The following is a 15,430-nucleotide window of genomic DNA, read 5'->3' as shown; positions in this document are numbered from 1 at the left end:
CAGCAACTCAAGGAGTTATATATGAATGCAAAAATTGAAGTTATAAAAATTGTTGATGTTGAAAAAGGTGTGCCAAAAACCACAACTTTACAAATCGCACTTGGTTTGGGTATTCAGCATAAGTCCATAATCCAGTTGGTGCGAAGCTATAAGTCAGATTTTGATGAGTTTGGCCCATTGGCATTTGAAATGCGGATGGGTGCACCACTTCCCCAAGGTGGTTATGGGCACTCTTTACAGTATGCTGTCCTAAATGAGCAGCAGGCTACCTTGCTTTTAACCTACATGCGGAACAGCCCAAAGGTGCGCCAGTTCAAGAAAGCATTAGTTCGAGCATTCTTTGAGGCACGTGCACTTCTACAAACAGACTATTTTTCTCTAATCCAAAAACGTGAAGCACTTAGCGCAAAATTAGACTGCGAGAAAGATATAGCTAGTGAATGCGGTCGTGGTTTGTCTCAATGGAAAAAACAACGTGATGTTCTTGAAACCGCTATTGCAAATGTGGATCGGCAAATTCAGCCATGTCTATTTGAATAAATAAATCATTTTTAAACCAATACCACCGAAAGGTGGTTTTTTTATGCCAAAAAATTGAGGAGTAGCTACTCATGGCGCGTATTAAAGTACAAAAGTCGCAACTGTTCTATGTTGACGGTAATGAGGTTATTACCGTGCAATGTGCAAAAAACTTAACACTTGGGAATGACACTGAAGAAGATATTGATGTGACATGCCTTGATGATGCCGAAGATAATTTTGATCCTGGTAAAAAGACACCGGGTGAAGGATCTCTTGGTACAGATTTTGACGACGAAAACGAATCACATTTAAAGATTCTTGCGTTGTCCAAAACTGATCCACGTAAAAAAGTCATGTGGTATTTAGGTTCAAGCCATTCAGATGCAGCGCCAACTGTTGCTGCAGGTGTTGTGACTCTACCGCCTGAACGTATGTGGTGGGCTTTTGAAGGTTACTTGAAAACACCTGAACGTACATTCGAAAAAGGGCAGTTTGTTGGTTACAACTATCCACTTAAACGCACTTCTAGTGTTAACGAAACAATGCGCACAATTCCTTAAGGATAGGTTATGGCTAAGACATTAAATCTTAAAAAGTTGCGCAAAGTAACTCAGAGCTCAGCACCTGTTGAACAGGTTGTTAAGTGGTCCGTTCTTGTCACTGAACAGAACATTGACGAGCTTAAAGAGCTTGTGGGTAAGCAAGAAATTCAAATTGATGAATTTCTTGAACTTGAAGGGCAAGTTTTCATAAAGCGTCTAACATTTGAAGCTCAACAAGAGGTGTCCAAGGCTTTTGAATGGGATGTTGTGAAAGATCCAGAGAATCCTGAATTAAAAGGTATTGATGGAAAGCAGTTGGTGGCATCTCGTTTGGTTGGTTCCATTTGTGAAGATGAGAAAGGCACGCCTTTCTTTGAATCGGTTCAGGACGTTTATACCTCGGATCCCAACTTTATTAATGCGATTTATGAAGCGGCAAATAAGGTTAATAATTTTACGGGAAAGTCACTGAAGAAGAGTTCGACGAAAACGAGTTCTGGTGCGAACTCGTCCTCAACGGAATCGGTGGAAGAACCATCCAAGAAGCAAAAAATACCATAAGCATTTCTGAACTACCAATGTGGAGGGCCTACCGTAAAAAGTATGGCCCTTTCTTTTTTGGCAGAAGGATTGAGCAGGGATTTGGTAATCTTATGGCAGCATATCTAGCTTCTAAAGGCGCTGAAAATGTGAGTGCGTATTCCTTTATGCCACATGAGAAGGAGCCTGAAGAAGTTGAATACAGTGTTGATGAAATGTTTGAAAAGGGCTTGTCCGCAGTTAAGTAATCCTCCTTCGGGAGGTTTCTTTTTGTCCAATGAACTTGTATCTTGTTCTAAATTATAAATTTGGGGCGGGTGTAAGTTATGTGGGTGGTAATTAGTATAATTGTCGTTATAGCTATTATTGTGGTAGTCAAGCTCCAAGATAAGCATAAGAGTGATACAGATGCTCAGCTATTAAAAAATTTAATGGGCGACATTACATCTATGGGTAGGCAGGCAGTTGCTTATAATTTTGATCTCTGTACACGACAAATTTCATAGAGCCCTTGTCCTATCAGGCTTTTTCTTTCTTAAAATTGCTAGAATTTTCTTAAATTCCTCTTTTTTTCCAAAACCAATCAAACGTAGAATAGCCATTTGAACATAGTCCAAACCGTAGCGAAATAAACTTACTGAAAGTCGTCCATGCTTCTTTATTTTTATCGCTTTTTTTCGATCATGTTGCCATTCACCTGTTAAATAGCACCAACAGAAACCGATAGCTAGCACTGCTATCAATTTCTTGACTCGTCTAGGGTCTGTTAAACGAGTATTTTCAAGATTGAATCCACGTCCTTTGAGACAACTAAATAGGGTTTCGATTTCCCAGCGTAATGCATAATCACGAATAGCAGAAGCATTAAACATAGGAGAAACAACAAGTAAAAGTTCTCCATCTTCTAATCGTAGCGCACTAATATACAGTTTCACTCGACCAACCCAAATACGTCGTTTACGACATTCAGTTTGACCAACTTGAAGATGACGAAATAAATCACTAATTTTATGATTCTTGGCTAAGTGATTGGTCACAATGAAGTTTTTTTAACACGTATACAAAAGTTAATGTCATTTTCAATTAACCATGTAAACCATTTCTCGCCGATAAATTCTCTGTCTGCGAACACATTCACAATACGGTCTTTACCAAAAATAGAGATAAAGCGTTGAATCAAAGCAATACGCTCTTTTGTATCTGAATTTCCCCGTTTATTGAGCAATGTCCAAACTATAGGTATGGCTATTCCACGATAGACGATGGCTAACATCAAGATATTGATATCTCGTTTCCCCCATTTCCAGTTGGTTCTATCCAAAGTTAATTGGACTTTATCGAATAAAAATATATTGAAAATTAACTGAGAAATTTGACGATAATCGAAATACTGACCTGCAAAGAAGCGTTGTATACGTCGATAAAATGATTGTGGTAAGCACTTGATGGGTAAGGCTTTAGATGCAGAAGAAAGATTACATGTCTGTTTTACAATTAATGCAAGCATAATCAGTGTAAAACATTTTACATGTGACTTGTTCCACTTTAGATATTTGTTTAAGATGAGATATAGCTCATTGAAATGTGCCATCATATTCGTCGTCAGAAAACAAGTATTATGCCATTATTTCAATGAGTTATATTTTTTTGTCGTGTACAAAGAATTTTGATATAGTTGGTGAGCAATCTTATCAAAAGAATCTATCTAAAATTGCAGGGAAAAAAGAAGAAAAATCCAAATTTATTCAGTGTCATGCAAAAGTTTCTTCTGAGCCATTTAATAAGTACGATAAAAATGCAATCAAAGTGGAAATTAATGGGTTGTTGGTTGGATACATAAGCAAGAACGAGGCTGCCCAACTAGCTGGAAGAGTTATAAATAAAACCGTACCTGCGGTGATAAATGGCGGGTGGAAAGATCAGGATAGCACTGGTAGTTATGGTGTTAGGCTTGCAATTAACAGTGTTTATGACTTGGTGTAAATCAAAATGAAAAAAATATTATTTATTTCTTTTTTTGTTATAAGTTTTAATTCCCACTCAAAAGAGGTTACTGCATCTCAAGAGTCTAACTGTTTGAATGCGATGGCAATGGCTGAAGCTGCAATGACATTGAGGCAAAGTGGGATATCCCTTGCAAGTGTGCTTGAACAAAATGAAAAGATGATAACCACTGGTGATGCAACAAAAGAAGAATCTTCACTTATGAAGTTGATTTTAAGAGATGCTTACAGCAAATCAAAATACACAACAAAAGAACATCAGAAAGAATCCATTAACGAGTATGCAGCCAAATATTATCTAGCCTGTATGGAGGCTTATGAGTCTCTATAGTTTGATACGAACACGCAAAAACCGCCTCTTAGGCGGTTTTTTATTGCCTGAGGAAAAGTTATGGCAACAGCTTCGCTGGGTAGACTAACCCTTGATTTAGTCGCAAAAATTGGCAACTTCACCGAGCCTATGACTAAAGCAGAACGTCATGCAAAGAATTCAAGTAAAGGTATAGCGAATAGTTTTGATATTGCTGCAATGGCGGCAACAGCATTGGGCGCTGCAATTGCTGGTATTTCTGTTGGTGGTTTGGTTGCTTTAGCGGATCAAACGATTCAAACGGGCAGTGAAATTAAGAAGTTCTCACAATTGGCAAATACCTCGGTTCATGACTTTCAATATTACTCAAAAGGGGCTGAGATAGCTGGCATATCAATCGAGTCTTTCGCTGACAAAATGAAAGACATGCAGGATCGTATTGGTGATTTTCAGCAAACTGGCGGTGGTCCTTTAGCGGATTTTTTCGAAAATATTGCTCCATTGGTTGGTGTGACTATTCAGCAGTTTCAAAAACTATCAGGTCCTGAAGCTTTACAACTTTATTATGATTCTCTGCAAAAGGTTGGAGCAACCCAGAATGACATGAAGTTTTACATGGAGGCTATCATCTCCGATTCTTCACTACTCATCCCATTGCTAGAAAATGGTGGTGAGGGCTTTAAAAAATGGGGTGATGCAGCTGAGCGTGCAAATGCAATCATGTCAGATGAAATGATTGAAAACTTAGCTTTAGCTAAAGAAAATGTCCAGCTTCTAAATTTGCAATGGGATGGTTTACAGGCAACTTTAATAAACAACATTGTTCCTGTAGTTCAGACCGTTGCAGATAATATGGATAATATCAAAGCTGTTTCTGTTGCGGTGGCGACAGCAATGGCTGTAAAGCTTGTTCCTACTGTAATTGCAACCAGTATTCAATTAGCACAATTGACAGCATTTTCAATTCGAGCTGGAGCTGGGCTTATTGGTTTGTCTGGAGCTGGTTCAATTGCTGCTGGCTCTATGGTAGCGCTACGTGGAGCCATGGCATTTCTTGGAGGACCAGCTGGTTTAGCCATGTTGGCTATTCAGGGGATCGCGGCAGGCTCTGCTTTTCTTTATATGAAAAAGTCTAGCGATACACTAGATCCATCATTAAGCACCCAAGGAAAAACTGTTGCTGAGCTACGTGTTGAGTATGAAAAGTTGGATAGAACCCAACAGCGTGTGCTTACTCGCAAGGCTACAGATGAGCTAAATGAAGCAAATAAACTTTATCGTGAGCAAAAGAATGAGCTTCTTGGGCTTATTGATGCTGTTACCCGAAATTCAGAAGTATCTGAAAAAGATCGTGATTCTGCATCAAAATTATTTGAGCAATATCGTTTAGGGAAAATAAATTCGAACGAACTTGCTACCGCCGTGAATGCTCTAACAACGGTAAATGATACTGCAAAGTCTAGTATTGATAAAAAAGCAGAGTCTGTAAGTAAAGAAAAAACAGCAGTTGATGATGCGCGAAGAGTCTTAGGTATTTACTCTGGAAAGGTCCAAGAAAATACAAGACTTAATAATGAAAATGCGAAGTCAATTTCAGCTCAGGAGCAAGCACTTCTTGGGCTCACGCAAAAGCAACGAGAGGCACTTAAAAATATAAGTGCTGATATAGCGCGTGAAAACTACATTGTTGCAAACATGGCAAAGGGTTGGAACCGTGATAAGGCAAACTATTTTGCTGATGCGCGAGAAGATTCAGGCATGAGTTTTTCTGAAACATCATCTAAGGCTTGGTTTTTGCAGGTTGAGGCTGGGTATAAGCTTCAACAACAAATTAAAGCGCGTGAAGAATCGGAAAAGAAAATTGAGGAGTCAAATCGAAAACAGGTTGAATATAATCAGAAAAACTATACTTTCACCAAGTCTGAAACAGAAATGCTTAAAAGAGTTGCTGAATTAAATGCAAAGCATAATCTTAATGCCATTGGTGCTAAGTATGGGATTCCTGAAAATATGCTTGCAGCTGTAATGGCTCAAGAGTCGAAAGGCAACATTACAGCTAAAAGCCCTACAGGAGCAATTGGCCCTTTCCAAACAACCAGTATTTACCGAAAGCAACATGGTCTATCAGTAGCTGATTCATATAATGTTTCTAAATCAGCTGAAGCTGCTGCAAAAGATTTATCAAAGTCTTACGAGATATTTGGTAATTGGGTGGATGCAGCCACAGCTTACAATGCTGGAATCAAAGGAACCCAAGATCTTTTATCAAAGGGGTTCACTGGTTCAGCAGCCAAGACTAAAGAGGCTCGTGAATATGCTGGAAAGGTTGATAAGTGGCTTGTTGGCTTAGGCGGGAATACATCCAAAAACGCAACTGTTTTGAGTGGGGATAATGTCGCAGATCTCAAGGCTTGGGGTGAATACTGGGTAGACATTGAGGCGCAAAAGGAAGCTTCTCTTGAGCGTCAAAAAAATGTCCGCCAAATGTATTTCACTGAAGAAGAGCGAATGGCAGAGGATAACAAAGAAGCCCTTCTTGAAATTCAGAAAGCGTACGCTGGTGATGACTCTGCAATTAAGGAATATACCGATAAGCAGAAAGCTGCATATCAGAATGATGTTGATAACTTTCGACGGGCGCAGCAAGAGAAGTTTGATAGCTCGAAAAACGATTTATTGGCGCAATTAGCAAATGCTGAAGATGCTATTGCGCTGTATGGAATTGCTAGTAAACACGGGAAAAACTCGCTCCAATACCAAAATGCTGGTTTGACAATTTCCTCTAAACAGGCAAAAGAAGCAGAGTTTGATCGTTTTTCAAACAGCGTTACTCAAATTACTAATGAGTATGAAGCGCCAGATGAAGTTCAAAAGCAATATGAGTTGTTGGAGTTAGCAAGAGAATTACACCTAGAAAATTTAAAAGCTCTAGATGCTGATTATCATGCTAATGCCAAGCAGCTTGCTTTAGATCAATATCAGCAACAGTTGAGTATGTGGCAAGGTATTTTATCTGATGGACAGAATACTTTTTCGCAATTAACTCAATCTGTTAAGGAAAATGCAGGTGAGCAATCGACTGCATATAGAATCGCTTTTGCTGGTCAGCAAGCATTTTCAATCGCCTCATCACTTGTCGCTGCTTGGACAGCATATACACAAGCATTTGCTGATCCTAGTGCAATGACACTTCCACAGAAGTTTGCGGGTGGTACTGCTGTGATGGCAGCATTAATGCCTGCAATTGCGACGATTTCCTCAGTTGCCATGCAAGGTTTTGCTGACGGTGGTTTTACTGGTTATGGTGGGAAATATGATGTTGCAGGTTTAGTTCACCGCGGTGAGGGTGTTTTAACTCAGGAAGAGATTGCTGCATTGGGTGGACCTGCTGGGTTTTATGCATTAAGGGAGGCTATCAAGAATGGTTATGCAGATGGTGGGATGGTTTTAGATCCACCAAAAGTATTCACTCAGCAAAACTCCAAAATGGAGAACTATGTCGGGCAGGTCAATAAAACCCAACAGCCGAACGTCAACCTCAATCCAAACTTCGTGATTGTTGATGAGCGTGAAAGTATGAGTGATTACCTGTTTAGTCCAGATGGTACAAAAGCATTTGTAAAATTCTTTAAACGTAATAAAGCAGCCTTAGGTGTTTAACCTGGGGCTTTTTTTATGAGGAACAGAAATGAAATTAGTCTTTTTTGCACTTGGTGTCGCAGTTGGGAATTTGTTGTTTTCAAAACACAAGAAGGGAAACTTACCAAAAGGGTTTTCTGAAGGTGGCTATGTATCAAAATCTCAACAAGGCAAGCCAATCATTTACACAATCGATAATCGCTCTGATATTGGGACATATTTAAAAAATTTAGATGATAAGGCGGGGTTACTTAAGTTTATTAAACGTAATCGGCAAAATTTAATGTAAACCCGTAAATGAGGACAAAATGAAAATACAAACCAAATATGGTGAGGTGCACGTATTAACAAATTGCCCTCTATTAGATTCGACTGAGCGACTGGAATTCAAAACTGAAGTTCATGAGGCTTATGACAGTAGCGAAGACCGCTACATCCAGCGTGATGCACCAAGACAAGTCCTCAGTTTCAATTACGTGAATATGCAGAAAGCGATGGGCGACATCTTCCATATGCTGTATGCCAACTTGCGTAAACAGTGGGGGATTCCATTGCCCCAGTTCAGACAGCCTATTCCTGATCTTGATGATAGTGATTACATCCCGCTGTCTACAGCAGCCCATATAGCCGACCTTAGAGTCGGCTTTGCTTTAATTGAATCAGCTGCAGGCTTTCAGGTTGTTGAGATTACTGCAGTCGGCCGATACATCATTACTCAGGAAGAAATTCGAGATCCTGAAACGGATGAGATTCTTCAAGCCTTAGAAACTGAATATCAGGATGGGTTTCGATTGGCCCAGAATGTCACTGTATCAAATGCTTCAATCATGCCTCTGCGGATCTGCATCATTGATGGTGATGCATCGATCAGCACAGGCGGATTTTGGTCAAGCTCATCAGTGGTGTTTCGCGTACTGGCAGAAGATTCACCTGAGCATAGTGGTGATGTACCAGAACAGTACCAGGGCGAGGATATCTATTTCAAACCATTGCTTTTGGATGGCAGCGCGTTAGAAATGACGCTGATGCAGCACCAAAACATAGTGGATGCTGATGTGGGAGGATTTCAACAATTCACCCACTGGAAGAAACCCCGCTACCTAAAACCGTTTAAGTCTGTGTTGAAAGGATGGGATCTATATAGCGAATACCGCCGATTTTTATTTCGACGCATGGGCCGTTATCAAGCTTTTTGGATGCCTTTGTATGAGAAGCATCTCAATATCTTAAACACGGCAAATATCACCACCTCACTGAGTACCAACACCAAGTACTTGCTTGAGGCTGATCGTAAGCATATTGCGGTAAAGCGTAAAAACGGAATGTGGACCGCGCATGAAATTACGGCCAAAACGGGTGGCTCTTTAACGGTGTCACCTGCAATCAATGCACACCGCAACGACATCCAAACCATTTGCTATTTGGGTCTACACCGTTTTGATGCAGATCAAATCGAATTTCAATTTTTAGGTGCACAGATTACGCAAGTGACAGTGCCTATTGTGGAACTATCATCATGAGAAACAGAGCAGAGTTATATCAACTGAAGCATGGTGCACGTGCTTGGTATTTTACAGATCAGCGTAAAGCAATCACACATGCAGGGATTGAGTATCTGCCGATCCGTGGCCTACAGCGTACAGCCATTGAAGATGAAAGTATTGATAAATGCGATACCGAAGTGACTTTTCCGCAGATGCATTTATTCAATACTGAGGGTGAAGATTTGGCTGCCATCTTTGCAGGCAAGATCTTCTATGGCGGTGTGACGATTACCATCCTTGAGCTTTATCAGGGCGAAACACTGGTCCTGCATAAAGGCCGTGTGACGCAGCCAAAGTATGATGAAGATGCAGACACATTGACGCTGGTATGTGAAACGGGAGAATCTTACCTAAATCGTAATATTTTGACACGTAAGTTTCAGTATTCGTGCCCAAACTCAATCTATGACCGCTGGTGTGGGCTCAAGTTTGAAGACTGGTCATTTGAGGTTGAAGTGACTGCGATCGATGGCTTAAAGGTTTCATTCGATGTGGTGCCCACTCTGGTTTTAGATGGTCAGGGCAACCCCACTTTTGAAAATGGAGACCCGATCATGGAAACCAAGAGTTACCCAGATCAATGGTTGAGTTTGGGGTTGATGCTGAAAGGTGGAGTACATACCTTAATCACGACCAGCACTGTGAATAGCTTCACGTTATACCGCCAGCATGTCGGTTTAGCGGTGGGTGATGTTTTCTCAGTTGTACCGGGTTGCGACCAATCTAAAAAAATGTGTGATGAGAAGTTTAACAATTGGGCACGTTATGCTGGGCATCAATTCATCCCGAACAGCAACCCAATTTTTACCCAATTGATTAAGTAAGCGAGGTGTCGAATGGTTATTGCTCCATGGGTGATTTACGCCATGCTGGCGCTGATGGTTGTCACAATGGCTTACAGCTATTACGCCATGCGCAAAGCCCAAAAGAAAAACCAGCAAACCGCCAATCAGCTTGATGGAACGATTGCTGATGAAGGCGTTTCTTTCTCAGATGTAGCAGGTAGCCCACACATGTATGGAAACATTACCCATATTTGGGGGCATGCGACAACGGATATCAAACAGAAAGGTGGCAAGTGAAGATTTACATGTCAGATATACGAAAATCAGGAATGTGTGCTCGCGGATCGCGGGCATTTTTTTTGGCTCAAGGTTGGGACTGGTCGACCTTTCTTGAAAACGGCATCGATATCGAAATTGTTGAACAAACCAATGATGCCATGGCGCAGCAAGTTGTGGAGTATGTAAAAAATGGGCGGAAGCAGTAGTCAAACAATTGGTCAACGATACTTCGCAAAACTCACCACCTTCATTGGTAATCCGATTGAAAAATTGATTGGGATTAACTTTGATAACCGTGGCTGGATTTTTAAACCCGATAATGATGAAACCTTTCTACGTGTAGAAAGTCCAAATCTATATGGGGATAAAGAAGGTGGGGTTGCTGGGTTTATTGATATTTATACGGGTACAGCAGATCAGTTGCCTAATGCCACTTATAGCACTGACTTTCCAAAAGTTTCAGGCTATCCATTTCAGTCTTATTTATTGTTCCGTGGACTGGGCAGAGGGGTTTCAGCGGGTGGCGTAGTTGGTGAAATTGCGGGAATTATTGCGAAACGACACCACTACAATAAATCGTTTTATCACGGCAACTCAGGTTACATGAAAGAAATGTTGCTTTGGCCGAAACGCACACGAGTTAGAAATGATGGTCGCAGACAATGGTATGAGGTGCGAGAGGATGGTGCTGTTGTTTGTGAGATTAATGGCTATTACATCAAAAATAATGAGGAATTTAATCCACAGCCATTTACTTTAAACGCAACTAGGACGTATACAGGCGGACAAGACCTAAATGAAATTAATTTCAATAAAGTAACAATGAATTTCTCGCCTAATAAGTCAGGTAGTGGATCGGGAGTGTCAGGTCAAAGCTACTTCGATGGCTATCATGAAGAAAAACAAACTTTTACAAATACATCCCCTTTCGACATTCTCATTCGAGTTGAGTCAAGCGCAAGAGGCGAGAGTGCGTCACCAGAAAAAAATTACGAGCTTTGGGTAGAGTCGGGTGGTGTTTTTGTAGATTCAGCTTATTGCAGAAATTCTATTTACAACCCAGATTCCAATTCTCATGTAATGGGTGTGGCTCTTGATGTTTATTTTCTTGATATAAAAATGCATAGAGATTTTATTGAAATTGATGCTCCCGATATAAATCCAATTCATAAGATTAGGGAAATTCTTACGGATGATACCGCGATGGGCAAGCCTGAATCAGACATAAATGACGTGAATTTTATGAAAGCTGCGGATCGAATTTTTGATGAAGGTTTGGGTATTTCATGGTCAATTACTGAGAAGTCATGTCTTGAAGCCATCAATGAACTTTGTGGCCATATCGAAGCGGGTGTGCGGATGAACCGTCAAACTGGTTTATATGAGATGGTCTTATTTCGTGATGATTGGTTTGCAGATAATGAAGTTCACACACTGCCTGTCAACAAAATTAAGGGTATGCAGCTGGATGGAGCAACATCTGCAGATGAACTGATTAATAAGTTGAACGTGAGTTATTACAATCGAAGTGCGATTAAAAACTCTTCATTTTCAATTGCCGAGAATGCTGCAATTCGGAACTTAAATGGACATGAAAACTCTGATGAGGTGAAGTTTCCTTATTTCATGCATCAGCGTAATGCAGCAATAGTAAGTCAGTGGAAGCTCAAGCAGGTATCTACTCCAGTTTGGCAAGGAACTTTCACAACTGGGTTTTATCAGGCACGAAAGTGGAATCGGTATGACTTGCTCAAACTGGAATGGCCAAGACGTTGGAGCGGTACCATTTTAGTTCGGATTATGAAAATCAACTTAGGCACCGGTACAGATGTATCGATTGATTTTGTAGAGGTCGTGCCTTATTCAGGCAATCTTTCTTCAAACATTGTGAATGATACACCTGTAGACACCATACCAAAACCTCCACAGCCTGCATTGTTTAAGGCTTTTGAGTTGTCCTATTTAGAAGCAGTGCAGCTCAATGGGCAGAAAGCTGTGGACGAGGCTCTAGCTTATAACCCCGATGCAGGCTATGCGGCGGTGATTGCTCAGCGCCCACAAAGTAATTCATTAAATGCTCTGATGTATACAGATATTGGCAATGACTTTGAGCGAGCAGGTGCGATTGTATATAGCGAAACAGCTGAGCTGGATCAGAATATTTCACGGGTCGATACCACTTTCATTTTAAAAAATGCAGGTGATATAGACATGGTCAGTACTGGTACGCAGATTACCGTGAATAACGAAATCATGGTCTACCAATCTTATGATGAAGAGACAGGTTTGCTCACGGTAAAACGTGGGGCGTTAGATACAGTTCCTCAAAATCACTTGGCTGGGAGTATTTTGTATTTTGCAGATGATTTTATCACGGTAGATCCAACGGAATATGTCACTGGTGAGATCATCAATGTAAAAGCACTGACGACTACTCCAAGTGGTATTTTAGGGATTGATGATGTTGATATGCAGCAAGTTCAAATCAAAGCACGTGCTAACCGACCCTATCCACCTGCGAATGTGAAAATCAATGACAAGTATTGGCCTGCTTATTTTGAAGATGATTTCATACTGACTTGGTCTAATCGGAATCGTTTACAGCAAACAGGTGGTGATTTTATCGGGTATTTTGAGCAGGGTGTATCGCTTGAAGATAGAACGCAAACATTACTCACTGTAATTGAGCTCGATGAAGAAAATATAGAGCTTGCAACTCATAGCATAAATGCATCAGCAACTAATAGTTTCACACTCCTTGAGACAGCAATGCAAGCTGATACACGCTCATTGCACATCAACTTGAAAACAGTGCGGGATGGGTATGAATGTATGAATGTATTTGATTGCATTGTAAAAAGATTAACATTAATCGCTCCAAGCAATGTCACATTTGAAGTTGTAGAGTATTAATTTATGGCAGTAAAAATCAAAATAAACTGGGAAAATGAGAGTGTCATGTCTGAATCTGTGCGAATTTATCGTGCAGATTCTGCATTTACATCAAATAGCTTGCCACCACTTTTAGCTGAAGTTGTGGGTGACATATATGAATATGAGGATTTAACGACAGAAAAAGATGAAACATATTTTTATATGTTGTCAGCAAGACTTGGGGAGCAAGAGGTATTTACAGATTGTTTTGAGGTTTTTGCGAATAAAGCCGACGTTCCGATAATTGTAGGTATTGATTCTGAATCGGTTTTAACCCCATCACTATCACTTAGATCGACGTTTTATTCAAAAAATGGGGATTATATATATATTCACAACACCTCAATAACATCAAAAGTTCAATTTTTAAAACATGCAACATCGTCACCCTTTGGGGATTATTTTCCAGCATCAACATCTGTAGAGTTACTACCAAATACTACCAATACGTTTCTTTATGCCTCATTCTTTAATGATGGGTTTGGTCTTTGCATTATCACTGGATCATCAATTTATAAGCGATATATCTTTGAGTTGAGTAAAGCTTACGAAATTGAAACCGCAGTTCTTAAGAATGAGATGCAAATCACAGGAGTAGAAAGATCAAAAATTGTTGGACAATATTATATTGTGGCTAGTGCGGGAACTATAACAATTTACCAAATAACAGGGGACATATTCTCCAATTATTCACTAGTAAACTCAAATACATACAATATACCGACAAATTTTACTTACTGTTTTGATGTGGCTAGTGACGGCAAATCAATTGTCTTGGTTTCTGGAAATCGAACAACAGCACAAGATAAAAAAATTGTATCACTTAAAAGTGATATTGCTTTCAATTTCTCTAGTTTTGAGCAGGTCATTGTTAATCGAGGGGTTGCATTAAGTGTGACAAGAGGAAATAACACAAATCGCTTTCTGTATACAGATTTTATGTTGCTGTATGACGTCAATACCGATAGTCTTCTAAAAGTATTTTTTACAAAACCATAGCACCTTCGGGTGCTTTTTTATTGCCAAAATTTAGGGGGTCTTATGACCGACAACGAGTCGTACGGGGTCAGAGTAGAGAAGAAGATTGATTCAATGCAGTCTGACATTCGAATGCTGTCCGACCACGTAACCAGATTGACATTCATTAACGAAGCGCACCAAAACATGAGTGCTGAAAACCGCAAAGATATTGATTCGATTATTACCCGGGTTGGTGTGCTGGAAAATAAATCAGCTCAACTCGATGGTGGCCTGAATGTCATTCGTATTGCCTTAACACTTCTCGCAGGGGTTTTTATTGGCGTGTGCACATGGGTCGGATCTTCAATTATCCAGAATGCACAAGAAAACTCACTCCTTAAGGAAAAAACGGCTCGTCTTGAGTCCGACGTATCAACCATTAGGAATTATCAAAAATGAAATTCATCCCCGAAAACGTCTGGAAATATTTATCTGTAAAGCTCCCAATTATCGGAGCTTTTTTATTGGGTGTTCTTCCTGTTTTAATTCAAGAGGGCATCAACACACAACTCATTCCGACTGAATACCATGCTATTTTGCTTTCAGTTGTATTGCCTGCATTGGCGTACATTGGCCGTAAGATTGCACAGCCTAAAGTTAAGGGTAGCCCATAATGAAACACATATTTGATTTCCTGCGAAAGATCAGTGGTGGCAAACTCACCCAAAAGCAGGTTGATGCTGCAGATAAGTTAATTGCAACCGCCTATGATGACCTGAATGATATGCTGGGTATCGCCACAGATGAAATGCACATCAGCCCAAGTGGGATAAACCTGATCTGTAATTTTGAAGGTAAGAGACTTACTGCCTATGACGATGGAGTGGGAGTGTGGACGATTGGTTTCGGTACCACAGTTTATCCGAACGGCATTAAAGTTATGAAAGGTGATACCTGCACGGAAGCACAAGCTAAGACATACATGGCACATGATTTAAAGAAGTTTGAAGCTACTGTAAATAAGGCAGTCACAGTGCAACTTAATCAAAATCAGTTTGATGCTTTGGTTTCACTTGCCTACAACATTGGGACTAATGCATTTAGCAAATCGACGTTGGTTAAAAAGTTGAATGCCAATGATATTCGTGGTGCTGCAGATCAGTTTGATGTATGGGTGAATGCAGGCGGTAAACGTATGCAAGGGCTTGTGAATCGCCGGACTGTTGAAAAGGCTTTATTTTTGAAATGAAGTTATTTACTTTATTGCTGTGCATCCTGCTTTCAGGTTGCACAGCTCATTCGATTTCGACAAATGTTCATGTCACTGTTTGTGTGCAGTGTGTGAATTGAAACAGCCCTCTAAGTGAGGGCT

At 40.3% G+C, this 15,430-nt stretch carries 18 protein-coding genes; 17 read left to right on the top strand and 1 reads right to left on the bottom strand.

All coding sequences use genetic code 11. The annotated features are described in order from the left end of the window. The first annotated feature begins 21 nt into the window (after positions 1-21). From ACFN7Z_RS13360 to ACFN7Z_RS13345, 4 genes are all read left to right on the top strand, one after another. Positions 22-540, top strand: coding sequence for a Rha family transcriptional regulator (locus ACFN7Z_RS13360; protein WP_395441955.1), 519 nt, complete (start codon positions 22-24; stop codon positions 538-540). A 71-nt stretch (positions 541-611) separates the two neighbouring features. Then, complete coding sequence (locus ACFN7Z_RS13355; RefSeq protein WP_262470300.1) at positions 612-1,082, top strand: phage tail tube protein; 471 nt, start codon at positions 612-614, stop codon at positions 1,080-1,082. A 9-nt stretch (positions 1,083-1,091) separates the two neighbouring features. Continuing rightward, on the top strand, positions 1,092-1,625 hold the full coding sequence (locus ACFN7Z_RS13350) for a phage tail assembly chaperone family protein, TAC (protein WP_395441953.1): 534 nt from the start codon (positions 1,092-1,094) through the stop codon (positions 1,623-1,625). A 92-nt stretch (positions 1,626-1,717) separates the two neighbouring features. Further along, positions 1,718-1,852, top strand: a complete 135-nt coding sequence (locus ACFN7Z_RS13345) for a hypothetical protein (protein ID WP_373863463.1) — start codon at positions 1,718-1,720, stop codon at positions 1,850-1,852. A gap of 252 nt (positions 1,853-2,104) precedes the next feature. Here ACFN7Z_RS13345 and ACFN7Z_RS13340 read toward each other — a convergent pair. After that, positions 2,105-3,195, bottom strand: a protein-coding gene (locus tag ACFN7Z_RS13340; protein WP_094148494.1) for an IS4-like element ISAba33 family transposase whose coding sequence is annotated in 2 segments (ribosomal slippage) — positions 2,105-2,655 and positions 2,655-3,195 — 1,092 coding nt in all. Because the reading frame shifts where the segments join, the coding sequence is not laid out codon by codon here. A gap of 41 nt (positions 3,196-3,236) precedes the next feature. Here ACFN7Z_RS13340 and ACFN7Z_RS13335 point away from each other — a divergent pair. The 13 genes from ACFN7Z_RS13335 to ACFN7Z_RS13275 are packed head-to-tail and all read left to right on the top strand — an operon-like array spanning position 3,237 to position 15,307. Beyond that, entirely contained in the window at positions 3,237-3,587 is a 351-nt protein-coding gene (locus tag ACFN7Z_RS13335; protein ID WP_395441951.1) for a hypothetical protein, read from the top strand. Between the two features lie 6 nt (positions 3,588-3,593). Further along, positions 3,594-3,938 (top strand): hypothetical protein, encoded by a 345-nt coding sequence (locus ACFN7Z_RS13330; RefSeq protein ID WP_395441949.1) that lies wholly within the window; start codon positions 3,594-3,596, stop codon positions 3,936-3,938. Positions 3,939-3,998: 60 nt separating this feature from the next. Next, complete coding sequence (locus ACFN7Z_RS13325) at positions 3,999-7,577, top strand: transglycosylase SLT domain-containing protein (RefSeq protein WP_395441948.1); 3,579 nt, start codon at positions 3,999-4,001, stop codon at positions 7,575-7,577. 28 nt (positions 7,578-7,605) lie between these two features. Continuing rightward, positions 7,606-7,845: a hypothetical protein gene (locus ACFN7Z_RS13320; RefSeq protein WP_395441946.1), complete on the top strand. Its 240-nt coding sequence runs from the start codon at positions 7,606-7,608 to the stop codon at positions 7,843-7,845. A gap of 19 nt (positions 7,846-7,864) precedes the next feature. After that, positions 7,865-9,076 carry a hypothetical protein gene (locus ACFN7Z_RS13315; RefSeq protein ID WP_395441944.1) on the top strand — a complete coding sequence of 404 codons (1,212 nt, stop codon included), beginning with the start codon at positions 7,865-7,867 and terminating at the stop codon, positions 9,074-9,076. Beyond that, a complete protein-coding gene (locus ACFN7Z_RS13310; protein ID WP_395441943.1) occupies positions 9,073-9,924 on the top strand; it encodes a phage BR0599 family protein in 852 nt (283 codons plus the stop codon). Before ACFN7Z_RS13315 ends, ACFN7Z_RS13310 begins: the two co-directional genes overlap by 4 nt. Before the next feature lie 12 nt (positions 9,925-9,936). Further along, positions 9,937-10,182 carry a hypothetical protein gene (locus tag ACFN7Z_RS13305; RefSeq protein ID WP_224466497.1) on the top strand — a complete coding sequence of 82 codons (246 nt, stop codon included), beginning with the start codon at positions 9,937-9,939 and terminating at the stop codon, positions 10,180-10,182. 8 nt (positions 10,183-10,190) lie between these two features. Then, positions 10,191-10,370, top strand: coding sequence for a hypothetical protein (locus tag ACFN7Z_RS13300; protein ID WP_395441942.1), 180 nt, complete (start codon positions 10,191-10,193; stop codon positions 10,368-10,370). Beyond that, positions 10,354-13,077, top strand: coding sequence for a hypothetical protein (locus tag ACFN7Z_RS13295; RefSeq protein ID WP_395441940.1), 2,724 nt, complete (start codon positions 10,354-10,356; stop codon positions 13,075-13,077). The genes ACFN7Z_RS13300 and ACFN7Z_RS13295 overlap by 17 nt, the downstream gene beginning before the upstream one ends. 3 nt (positions 13,078-13,080) lie before the next feature. Further along, positions 13,081-14,097 carry a hypothetical protein gene (locus ACFN7Z_RS13290; RefSeq protein ID WP_395441938.1) on the top strand — a complete coding sequence of 339 codons (1,017 nt, stop codon included), beginning with the start codon at positions 13,081-13,083 and terminating at the stop codon, positions 14,095-14,097. 42 nt (positions 14,098-14,139) lie between these two features. Beyond that, complete coding sequence (locus tag ACFN7Z_RS13285; RefSeq protein ID WP_063454337.1) at positions 14,140-14,517, top strand: hypothetical protein; 378 nt, start codon at positions 14,140-14,142, stop codon at positions 14,515-14,517. Further along, positions 14,514-14,732, top strand: a complete 219-nt coding sequence (locus ACFN7Z_RS13280) for a hypothetical protein (RefSeq protein WP_063454338.1) — start codon at positions 14,514-14,516, stop codon at positions 14,730-14,732. The genes ACFN7Z_RS13285 and ACFN7Z_RS13280 overlap by 4 nt, the downstream gene beginning before the upstream one ends. Continuing rightward, positions 14,732-15,307, top strand: a complete 576-nt coding sequence (locus ACFN7Z_RS13275; RefSeq protein WP_395441937.1) for a lysozyme — start codon at positions 14,732-14,734, stop codon at positions 15,305-15,307. The genes ACFN7Z_RS13280 and ACFN7Z_RS13275 overlap by 1 nt, the downstream gene beginning before the upstream one ends. Positions 15,308-15,430: the final 123 nt, after the last annotated feature.

It is taken from the genome of Acinetobacter sp. P1332 (assembly GCF_044057475.1).
In the GTDB taxonomy this organism is placed as follows: domain Bacteria; phylum Pseudomonadota; class Gammaproteobacteria; order Pseudomonadales; family Moraxellaceae; genus Acinetobacter; species Acinetobacter johnsonii.
The sequence above is the reverse complement of the archived record's forward strand: the minus strand, read 5'-3'. Positions and strand labels throughout refer to the sequence as shown.

What these genes read in the sequence shown, in the direction of transcription:
- ACFN7Z_RS13295 (WP_395441940.1), top strand. Translation starts at nt 10,354, where the DNA reads ATGGGCGGAAGCAGTAGTCAAACAATTGGTCAACGATACTTCGCAAAA.
- ACFN7Z_RS13290 (WP_395441938.1), top strand. Translation starts at nt 13,081, where the DNA reads ATGGCAGTAAAAATCAAAATAAACTGGGAAAATGAGAGTGTCATGTCT.
- ACFN7Z_RS13305 (WP_224466497.1), top strand. Translation starts at nt 9,937, where the DNA reads ATGGTTATTGCTCCATGGGTGATTTACGCCATGCTGGCGCTGATGGTT.
- ACFN7Z_RS13355 (WP_262470300.1), top strand. Translation starts at nt 612, where the DNA reads ATGGCGCGTATTAAAGTACAAAAGTCGCAACTGTTCTATGTTGACGGT.
- ACFN7Z_RS13350 (WP_395441953.1), top strand. Translation starts at nt 1,092, where the DNA reads ATGGCTAAGACATTAAATCTTAAAAAGTTGCGCAAAGTAACTCAGAGC.
- ACFN7Z_RS13300 (WP_395441942.1), top strand. Translation starts at nt 10,191, where the DNA reads ATGTCAGATATACGAAAATCAGGAATGTGTGCTCGCGGATCGCGGGCA.
- ACFN7Z_RS13360 (WP_395441955.1), top strand. Translation starts at nt 22, where the DNA reads ATGAATGCAAAAATTGAAGTTATAAAAATTGTTGATGTTGAAAAAGGT.
- ACFN7Z_RS13325 (WP_395441948.1), top strand. Translation starts at nt 3,999, where the DNA reads ATGGCAACAGCTTCGCTGGGTAGACTAACCCTTGATTTAGTCGCAAAA.
- ACFN7Z_RS13320 (WP_395441946.1), top strand. Translation starts at nt 7,606, where the DNA reads ATGAAATTAGTCTTTTTTGCACTTGGTGTCGCAGTTGGGAATTTGTTG.
- ACFN7Z_RS13280 (WP_063454338.1), top strand. Translation starts at nt 14,514, where the DNA reads ATGAAATTCATCCCCGAAAACGTCTGGAAATATTTATCTGTAAAGCTC.
- ACFN7Z_RS13285 (WP_063454337.1), top strand. Translation starts at nt 14,140, where the DNA reads ATGACCGACAACGAGTCGTACGGGGTCAGAGTAGAGAAGAAGATTGAT.
- ACFN7Z_RS13330 (WP_395441949.1), top strand. Translation starts at nt 3,594, where the DNA reads ATGAAAAAAATATTATTTATTTCTTTTTTTGTTATAAGTTTTAATTCC.
- ACFN7Z_RS13275 (WP_395441937.1), top strand. Translation starts at nt 14,732, where the DNA reads ATGAAACACATATTTGATTTCCTGCGAAAGATCAGTGGTGGCAAACTC.
- ACFN7Z_RS13315 (WP_395441944.1), top strand. Translation starts at nt 7,865, where the DNA reads ATGAAAATACAAACCAAATATGGTGAGGTGCACGTATTAACAAATTGC.
- ACFN7Z_RS13335 (WP_395441951.1), top strand. Translation starts at nt 3,237, where the DNA reads ATGAGTTATATTTTTTTGTCGTGTACAAAGAATTTTGATATAGTTGGT.
- ACFN7Z_RS13310 (WP_395441943.1), top strand. Translation starts at nt 9,073, where the DNA reads ATGAGAAACAGAGCAGAGTTATATCAACTGAAGCATGGTGCACGTGCT.
- ACFN7Z_RS13345 (WP_373863463.1), top strand. Translation starts at nt 1,718, where the DNA reads ATGGCAGCATATCTAGCTTCTAAAGGCGCTGAAAATGTGAGTGCGTAT.